Below are 8,949 nucleotides of genomic sequence, written 5' to 3'. Positions count from 1 at the left end.
TGCATTTAATCCGTCCTGAATGTTCAGCTGACAGAACGGACAGATTGTAATTACTGCATCAGATTCAGTATCTTTAATCATTTCAGCTTTTGATTTTGAAAGATCAAGTGCTATTTCAGGTTTTCCGGATTTTATTCCTCCACCTGCACCGCAGCATTGGCAAGGATATAGCATCTCTTCAAATTCAATGCCGGGAATCATTTCGATTATGTCACGCGGTGCATCCTTGATGCCTTGTCCTCTGCCCAGATGGCAAGGGTCGTGATATGTGACTTTCATATCAACTTCTTTCAATTTGCTGGTGTCGAGCTTGTCGACTAAAAACTCGCTGATGTCCATGACATGCAATTTTGAACCAAATTCTGGGTGGTTGTTTTTGAGTGTAGCTCCGCACCCGGAACAGATTGTAATGACTGTATCATAATCTTTGAAGACTTCTTTGTTTTTATCCACGAGATCTTGAACAATATCGGTTTGTCCGGTTCTAAGCAACGGTGAACCGCAGCATACTTGACCTTCTGGAACATCAATGTCAATTCCGTTTTCTTTAAGGATTTTTACAAGTTTGTGTCCAAGCTCAGGGAACTTATAGTCAACCATACATCCTGTAAAGAATGCAACTTTTGAGCCAGTGTAGTTTTCAGCTTCTTCAACAAATGGAGTTTTGCTTGTTTTAACTGACCTTCCGGTTTTTAGGATATTTTCTTTGAATGCAACATGCTCAGGCAGTGGTCCTGAACCGTTGGCAACTGCAATTGCTCTCATTTTCTCAATTGCATCTCCAAAGGTATTGATGTTTTTAGGACATACTGAGAGACATTTTCCGCAGCTGGTACATTTGTACAGCCCTTCATCAAGAGCCTCTTTAAGCCTGTCGTAGTTGTCTCTAGGGTCAGTTTCAAATTTGCGCATATATCTCATTAGGTATGGTCCGCCAAACTCTTCGGTTGCAATATTTACAACAGGACATGTTGAGTAGCATGAATAACATTCGATACAGCTTCTAACCTTTTTGGTGTCTTTTGTATCTTCTTTTGTAATGCTTGTGTCAAGTCCATCGCTGCATGCGTGGTCACATTGAAGGGATAATTCCAAATCTTTAACTTTGGCTTCAATGCTGGATTTGTCAACTATCAAATCTTTAATGACTGGGAATCTAAGCGGTTCTATAATTGCTCCGTCCTTTATTTCTTTCTGACAGGCCAGAGCACCATTTCCCTTAAATAAAATTCCACAAGATCCGCATTGTCCCGCTCTACAGGAGCTTCTAAAACTGATGTCTGCATCATACTTGTCGTTTATGGCCTGCAGTGCATCAAGAACCTTCATGTGGGGAGTTTGTTCTATTTCATAACACTCCATATGCGGTTCTGTATCAGTTTCAGGGTTAAATCTTGAAACATATACTTTAATCATCATTTCCCTCCAAAAATATCAAAAGCTTATAAAACATTATAATATAATATTTGTATCTTAACAAATATATTATACTTACTATTGTTGTTGAAAATGTATTACTTTTTAATTGTTTGATAAAAATAGGGTTGGAAAATAATTAAATGGAGTTCTTAAAAAAATAAGTGTTGAGGAAATTAATTCCCCGTTATTTTAGTTCTATTTTAAAACAAATTTTCTAATGCCGATAATACTTAGGATTATGGCTATTATATAACCGATTAATGAGATTACTGGCATATCGAATACTCTTGGTCCGAAAGAAACAACTGAAGAACCAATTATGAGTGCTGAGATTAATGCAATAATTGAAACCTTGTCGGTAATGTCGACTTCAAATCGGAATTGCAGCTCTTCATTTTCAATTTTGTGGATTGTTTTTGTAAGAAGTTTTGGCAACGCCTGAAGCATGTGTCCGTAAAGGATTGCGCTGCTTTTTTTGCTGCTGATATATCTTTTTGGACTGAGTCTTTGCTTTGCAATTTGGCCTGCAACAGGTTTTAGTGATGCGAAAACATCAATTTCCGGATCAAGATTTTTTGCAGTAGCTTCAATCATTGAAAGGCCTCTTGCCATTGTAACAACCTCATTTGGAAGAATGACTCCATACTCTTGCATAAGGTTAAGAAGCGCTTCTAAAACTCCATCAAAACGATTGAGCTGTACACCGAAGTACCTTCCAAACATGTCATTCAAATCTCTTCTTAAAGTGGTTGTATCAATGTCATAATCAAGGATGTCCATATACATTAATTGGTTTATCAATCCGTCTACGTCCTGGTCTACAAACAGAAGCATTACTTCGGAAAGGTCACGTTTGAATTTATCATCAAAGAATCCCATCATGCCCAAATCAAGATAGCACAATACATTGTCCTCTAAAATCATGATGTTACCTGGATGCGGGTCCCCATGGAAGAATCCGTCAATGAACAGTTGCTGAAGATATGAATCGAGGACAGTTTTTGCTAAGAGTTTCTTGTCGAATTCATCTCCGGTACTTGCATAGACATCATTTAACTTTGTACCGTCTATGAATTCCATTGTTAAAACTTTTGATGAGCAATATCTGTCATAGGTAGCCGGAATATGGACATTCGGGTTGTCAACAAAGTTCATTTCAATGCGCTGCATGTTCATGAATTCATTATTGTAGTCGATTTCCTTGTGAATGGAACGGTCAAACTCATCCATTATTCCTGGCAAGTTTATTTTTCTAATACGTTCATTAAATCTATCTGCCTGATTGGCTATAAATTTCAATATCCTTAAATCAAGGTCAATTTTATCTGTAATGCCTTCCTTTTGGATTTTAACTGCAACGCGCTCACCAGTTATCAGTTTGGCTTCATGTACTTGGCCGATTGATGCGGTTGCAAGGTGGTCCTTGGAAAAGTCTTCGAATAACTCATCGATATTGCCGTGAAGTTCTCTTTCAACTATTGCCTTGACCTGTTCATAGCTTATTGCAGGATTGTCATCCTGTAAGTTGGCCAATTCATTTGCTATTCTTTCACCGACAACATCAGGTCTTGTACTTAACAGTTGACCTAATTTAATGAATGTGGTTCCTAATTCCTGAAGCATCAGTCTTAACTTTACAGGTATTTCGTCATCGAGTAGGGGGCTGCTTGATTCATCATCGTCTGTTGAGCGTATTTTACTTTTCGCTGTTTGACCTAAAACTTTATCAAAGCCATATTTTTTTAAGGCGGCTCTAATTTCGCCCAAACGCTGTTTGGTTTCTTTATCCATATTCAATCACCTATTGTTTAACAATACGTTTTTTGGTATATTAAATTACTTTAATCAGCATTTTCATTTTTTTTTTAAAAATTAGTGTTCTGTCAATAATGGATGTAATAAAATAAAATAGTAAATGCTTATGCATCTACTTTTTAACTTTTGCAGTTTTTTTAGCAGTCAAACTGCCATATTTGGCTAGATATTTGACGGTTTTACCAACTTTAAGCTTTTTCAATATGCTTTGTTTAATGGTAATTTTCGCAATACCTTTGGAGTTGGTTTTTGCTTTGTATGTTTTTCCATTAAATTTGAAGTAAACCACTTTGCCTTTAAGTGGTGAGGAACCTTTTTTGAGTGTTGCCTGTATTGTTAGCTTTTTAGCTGATTTTTTAACAGTCACTGCTTTTATGGTAATTTTTGTATTTTTGTAAACACAGTTTTTGACTGTTCCGCCATAGATATCTTTACCTTTTGGAGCTTTATTATCACTAAAGGTACATTTCACTGCTTTTGCACAGTGGACAGTATCTGAGCTGGAAGTTCTGAATCCGTAGATTGCTCCTCCTCTTTCACCTGCAACATTGTTTGCAAAGGTTGATCCTTCAATTGAATTTGTGTAATATTTAACGCTGGAAACCCATGTGCCGTTCTCGTAATGTCCTGATTGCTCATGGCATTTGAAGTATACTGCTCCTCCGTACATTGAGACTTGATTTTTATTAAATTTGGAATTTTTAATAAAGAGGTCTTTGCATCCAAATATTGCTCCTCCTTTTTCGCCAGCCTTATTTGAATTGAATGTACATGAATTGATGTTTATATGGGAGTATGCATAAACTGCTCCTCCACCACGGCCGTTAGCTATGTTGTTTGTAAATACGCAGTTGGTTATGGTGTCTTTTCCATGTTCAAGAAGTGCCTGCATTCCAATGGTGAAAAGAAGATTTATGTCTTCAGTTGCATTTTTACCTTCAAAATAAGTGTAATAGAACTCAGGACTTTTTTTAAGTGTCAGTGAGAAAACCGCTCCGGCATCTCCTCCAGCGGAATTTTTATCGAATTTTGAATTTTTTAAAGTTAAGGCTCCTAATGAATTTACAGCTCCGCCGGCAGTGCCTGCATTATTGTTTGTGAAATAGCAGTTATCAATTGTTAAATCTGCAAAGTTCAATATTGCGCCACCATAGATTTTGGCGTTACCGTTTTTGAATGTGATGTCTTTCAATGTAATCTTGTGAAGTGACAATCCATCCCCATAGTTGATGTTGAAAATTCTTGATTTGCCCATTGCGTCAATGACATGACCATTACCGTTGATTGTTATGTCTTTGTTGATGAAAATTCCAGTGGTAAGTTTAAATTCATCGTTATACTTGTAATCTCTTGTTAAGTTGATTTCACTTCCCTCTTTAGCAAGACTGATTTTTAATTGCAATGCAGTGAATGTTCCGTTATCCTCATCGCCAATTAAATCTCCGACATCTTCTAAAGGTTTATTCTCATCGTTACTAACTGCTTCTAAATTGTTCAGGCCACTTTCATCGCTGGATATGGAAGTATCATTGTCAGCGGCAAAAACGCCTGAAGCGCTAAATAATATGCAAGCAACTAATAAGATAATAAATAACTTTTTTTTCATGTTATTAGCTCCCTTTTTATTTTAAAAATAATTAGAAGTTAATAATTAACTTCTAAAATAATCCACTTTCCTCCAATTTTTCCTCAAAGTATTTTGATGGTTTATCTGCTTTTTCCTTAATTGCAACTGCAACAATGACGGTGACTATTCCAATAGCTAAAAGAATAATTAATGCCGGCCAGTAATTTGACCAAACAACACCTAATTGTGCTTCCCGTATCAGTTTAATTGCATAGGTCATTGGCATGTAAGGGTATAATACCTGGAAGAACTTATGCATGATTTCGATTGGGTAGATTCCTCCTGTCGCTGAGATTTGAAGAACCAGAAGGACTACTATGGCTCCTTTTCCAACAGTTCCGATTGCTGAAATCACTGAATATATCAGAACCATGAACACTACCGATACAAGTATTGCTGAAAATATAAACAATGGATAGTTATCTACATGAACTCCTAAAAGATAAGCCCCAATCAATGTTACGCAGGCCTGCAATATACTCATAACTACGTAGATTAACAGTTTACCGGAATACATTTCAAATGGAGAGTATTTGGTTCCTATACTTGATTTAGGTTCCATCATCACACAGGTAATTAAAGCACCAACCCACATGGACAATACAAGGTAGAATGGAGCTACATTGGATCCGTAATCAGGTACTGAAAATACTTCATTTCTGTCTAGTTTAACTGGTGAGAAGAAGTAATCTCCAAGAATTGTTTCGTTGATACCTGTAATTGCTGAAAGCTGGTCTGCTGTTGCTCCAAGTGAACTTGCAGCGGTGAATAATGCCTGTGCAGCTGCGTTTCCAAGTAGCTCTGCACCTGCCGCAAGGCTTAATGAACCTTCTGCCAATTGCACTGATCCGTCTGCTAGGTCGCTGGCTCCTCCTGCAACTTGACCTGAACCTTCTGCTAATTGCACTGATCCGTCTGCTAGGTCGCTGGCTCCTCCTGCAACTTGACTTGCTCCGTCAGCTACTTGACTGCTTCCTTTTGCAAGTTCTGATGTGCCTTCAACATATTCTTTTACAGGACCGTCCGGAATTAATGATGGGTCCACTGCTGAGTCTAACTCTTCGGAACCTTGTTGTACCTGGCTTGCACCTTGCTGTACTGCACTTGAACCTTGTTGTACTTGGCTGGCACCGCTCTTAACATCACTCACGCCTTGCTGTACTTGGCTGGCACCGCTTTTAACCTGGCTGGCACCGTCCTGAACCTGACCGACACCTGATGAAACTTGGCCTGCACCGGATGAAACCTGCGCCGCACCCGCTTGAAGCTGGGTTCCTCCGCCGGCTAATTGACTTGCACCTGCTGCAAGACCTTCCTGCAGTTCTCCAAGTTTTCCGTATGCTGCAAGGTTAATAATCTGAACAATTTTTGCATTAAGTGTTGTATAAACGGTGTTAGCTCCTGTATCTGTTAATTTGGTAGCTACAGGATTGGATTTAACATTTACAACATATTCCAGTTTTGCCTGTTGCGGATCATCACCCGTAATCGAAATAATGTTCTCACTCAGGTTTTTGGGTATTACTATACCTGCATAATACTTTCCGCTATGCACTCCCTTTCGAAGTTCATCTTCTGTGACAAATGTCCATTTGAATTTGTCATTCTTCTTTAAATCTTTAACCAGTTCATTTCCAATATTTAAAGTTGTTCCTTCAAAAGTAGAACCATTGTCCAGATTGGCTATTGCAAATTCCACATTTCCTGTGTTTCCATAAGGATCCCAACATGCCTGTATGTTTAAAAGAGCATAAAGGGATGGAAGAATAATTATTCCAATCAAAACAAGGGTTACAATAGGATTTGAAAATGCTGATTTGAAATCGTTTTTCATTATTTCAACGATATTTCCTATGTCTTTACTTCCCATTATTCTCACTTTTCAATTGATTTTTAGTATTAAGATAGAATTAAAAGTTCAAATTGATTCACAGATTGTAATTCATAATAACTTTTTATGATTAAATTATCCGTGAAAGGTAAACTTTTCTAATATATTAATATATACATTTACAATTTTAGTTAAAAATTAGATAAAAGTGTTTCTATTGATGTAAAATTTTATGGTCAAATTTTAAAGCTAATATAATGTAGTTTTGACATTTTGTCATAATTTAAACAATAATAAGTAGTGACTATAACATATTGTCTTGAACAATTTTTAAAGTGTTGTTTTGCGGTCAAATCTGATTTTTTCTGTAGGCCTTTTGCATTTTCAAAATAATATTTATTCTTTGAAGTAATAATATAAATTATATTAATGATTATTTTGAGGAAATATAATGAATTTAAAAGAATTAGTCACAGGAGTGTCTGGTGATAAACAATTTTTACTAGGTAATGAAGCTGCTGTAAGAGGTGTTATAGAAGCAGGTGTTTCTATTGCAGCCACATATCCCGGAACTCCTTCTTCAGAAATTGGAAATGTATTGTCAGTATTGGCTAAAGATGCCAATATTTATTTTGAATTTTCTACTAATGAAAAGGTAGCTATGGAGGTTGCAGCAACTGCTGCCGCTTCAGGTCTCAGGTCATTTACATTCATGAAGCACGTCGGTATGAATGTGGCGGCAGATTCATTCATGACCACTGCATATTCCGGTGTCAATGGGGGAATGGTTATTTTATCCGCTGATGACCCTTCATTGTTTTCATCTCAAAACGAACAGGACACTCGTAACTATGCAAGACTTGCCAATGTACCTATTTTGGAACCTTCAAACTGTCAGGAAGTAAAGGACATGGTAAAATATGCATTCGACCTGTCCGAACAAATTAATCTGCCTGTAATTGTCAGAACAACAACCCGTGTATCTCACATGAGAGGAGTTGTTGAATTTGGAGATGTGAACGACAACTCATCAAACTGTGAAGACCACTGGAAGAGAGGCCACTTCAATAAGGACCCTTCAAAATATGTTCCGGTTCCTGCATTTGCAGGGGATATGCATGTAAGGCTATGGGATAAGATTCAAAAGCTTGAAGAGACAACCAACAAAAGTGAATTCAACAGGGAAATTGACTTTGCAGAAGACAAGAAATACGGTTTGATTGCTTCAAGCAGTGCTTACAATTACGCTCATGATGTTGTAAAATTCAATGATTTGGATGTGGACATTTTAAAATTAGGATTTTCATATCCTTTCCCACAGGAAAAGGTTGCAGAATTCCTAAGCGATTTGGATGAAGTGTTCATTGTAGAGGAAGTTGACCCGATCATGGAAAGGGAAACCCTAGCCACCATCGGAGCTAAAAACTTGAATGTCACTGTTCATGGAAAACTGGATGGAACTTTCCCTCTTTACCATGAATTCAACTCAGATGTTGTTGCAGACGGTTTAAATAAAGTATTAGGATTTGCTAATGACGAGGAAATGAAATTCTCACAAAGTCTTGAGAAATTGTCCGAAGACATTCCGTCAAGAGCTCCTGTATTGTGTGCAGGATGTCCTCACAGGGCAATGTATTACGGAATAAACAAGGCTATCGAAGAGCTGGGCTTAAAGACCTCTGATGTAGTGTTCGCTTCAGATATTGGATGCTATACTTTAGGTATCAACCCCCCATACAATGCTGCAGATTACCTATTGTCAATGGGTTCAAGCGTAGGGGATGGCTGCGGATTTTCAGTATCAACCGATCAGAAGGTGGCAAGTTTCATTGGAGATTCCACATTTTTCCACAGCGGTATTTCTCCGCTTATAAATGCGGTCCACAACAAGCATAACTTTGTCCTGACTGTTTTGGACAACAGAATAACTGCAATGACAGGCGGTCAGCCAAACCCAGGTATTCCAATCGACGGTATGGGGGATGAAGCTCCTGAAGTGTCAATCCGTAAACTGGCTGTTGCATGCGGCTGCGATTATGTGCGTGTAATCAATCCGTTTAATTTGGAACAGGTCGTAAAGACTTATGTTGAGGCATTCCAAAGGGATGACACTGCTGTAATCGTTTCAAAAGCTCCATGTACATTAATTAAAGGTTTAACCAAAAAACCTCCGGTTAACTTAGTTGAAAAGAATTGTAATAATTGTGATAAATGTGTAAGTGAACTTGCTTGTCCTGCAATTTCAAAAATCAATGGA

The 8,949-nt window shown here is 37.6% G+C and carries 5 protein-coding genes; 1 reads left to right on the top strand and 4 read right to left on the bottom strand.

The genetic code is table 11. From position 1 onward, the window contains the following. The 4 genes from tfrB to ACKI30_RS02765 form a co-directional block, all read right to left on the bottom strand. Positions 1-1,416 (bottom strand): fumarate reductase (CoM/CoB) subunit TfrB (gene tfrB / locus ACKI30_RS02780; RefSeq protein WP_407409703.1); only part of this gene is annotated, 1,416 nt, incomplete at its 3' end. 198 nt (positions 1,417-1,614) lie between these two features. Beyond that, on the bottom strand, positions 1,615-3,210 hold the full coding sequence (locus ACKI30_RS02775) for an ABC1 kinase family protein (RefSeq protein ID WP_407409701.1): 1,596 nt from the start codon (positions 3,208-3,210) through the stop codon (positions 1,615-1,617). Positions 3,211-3,346: 136 nt separating this feature from the next. Beyond that, on the bottom strand, positions 3,347-4,840 hold the full coding sequence (locus ACKI30_RS02770) for a pectate lyase-like adhesive domain-containing protein (protein WP_407409699.1): 1,494 nt from the start codon (positions 4,838-4,840) through the stop codon (positions 3,347-3,349). A 52-nt stretch (positions 4,841-4,892) separates the two neighbouring features. Further along, positions 4,893-6,731 carry a YhgE/Pip family protein gene (locus ACKI30_RS02765; RefSeq protein WP_407409697.1) on the bottom strand — a complete coding sequence of 613 codons (1,839 nt, stop codon included), beginning with the start codon at positions 6,729-6,731 and terminating at the stop codon, positions 4,893-4,895. Between the two features lie 412 nt (positions 6,732-7,143). Here ACKI30_RS02765 and iorA point away from each other — a divergent pair. Beyond that, a partial coding sequence (gene iorA / locus ACKI30_RS02760; protein ID WP_407409695.1) for an indolepyruvate ferredoxin oxidoreductase subunit alpha occupies positions 7,144-8,949 on the top strand: 1,806 nt, incomplete at its 3' end.

The organism is Methanobrevibacter sp., assembly GCF_045539575.1.
Taxonomy (GTDB): Archaea; Methanobacteriota; Methanobacteria; order Methanobacteriales; family Methanobacteriaceae; genus Methanocatella.
Note: the sequence above shows the minus strand (reverse complement) of the source record. Positions and strands in the feature narration are given on the sequence as shown.

What these genes read in the sequence shown, in the direction of transcription:
- ACKI30_RS02765 (WP_407409697.1), bottom strand. Translation starts at nt 6,731, where the DNA reads ATGGGAAGTAAAGACATAGGAAATATCGTTGAAATAATGAAAAACGAT.
- ACKI30_RS02770 (WP_407409699.1), bottom strand. Translation starts at nt 4,840, where the DNA reads ATGAAAAAAAAGTTATTTATTATCTTATTAGTTGCTTGCATATTATTT.
- ACKI30_RS02775 (WP_407409701.1), bottom strand. Translation starts at nt 3,210, where the DNA reads ATGGATAAAGAAACCAAACAGCGTTTGGGCGAAATTAGAGCCGCCTTA.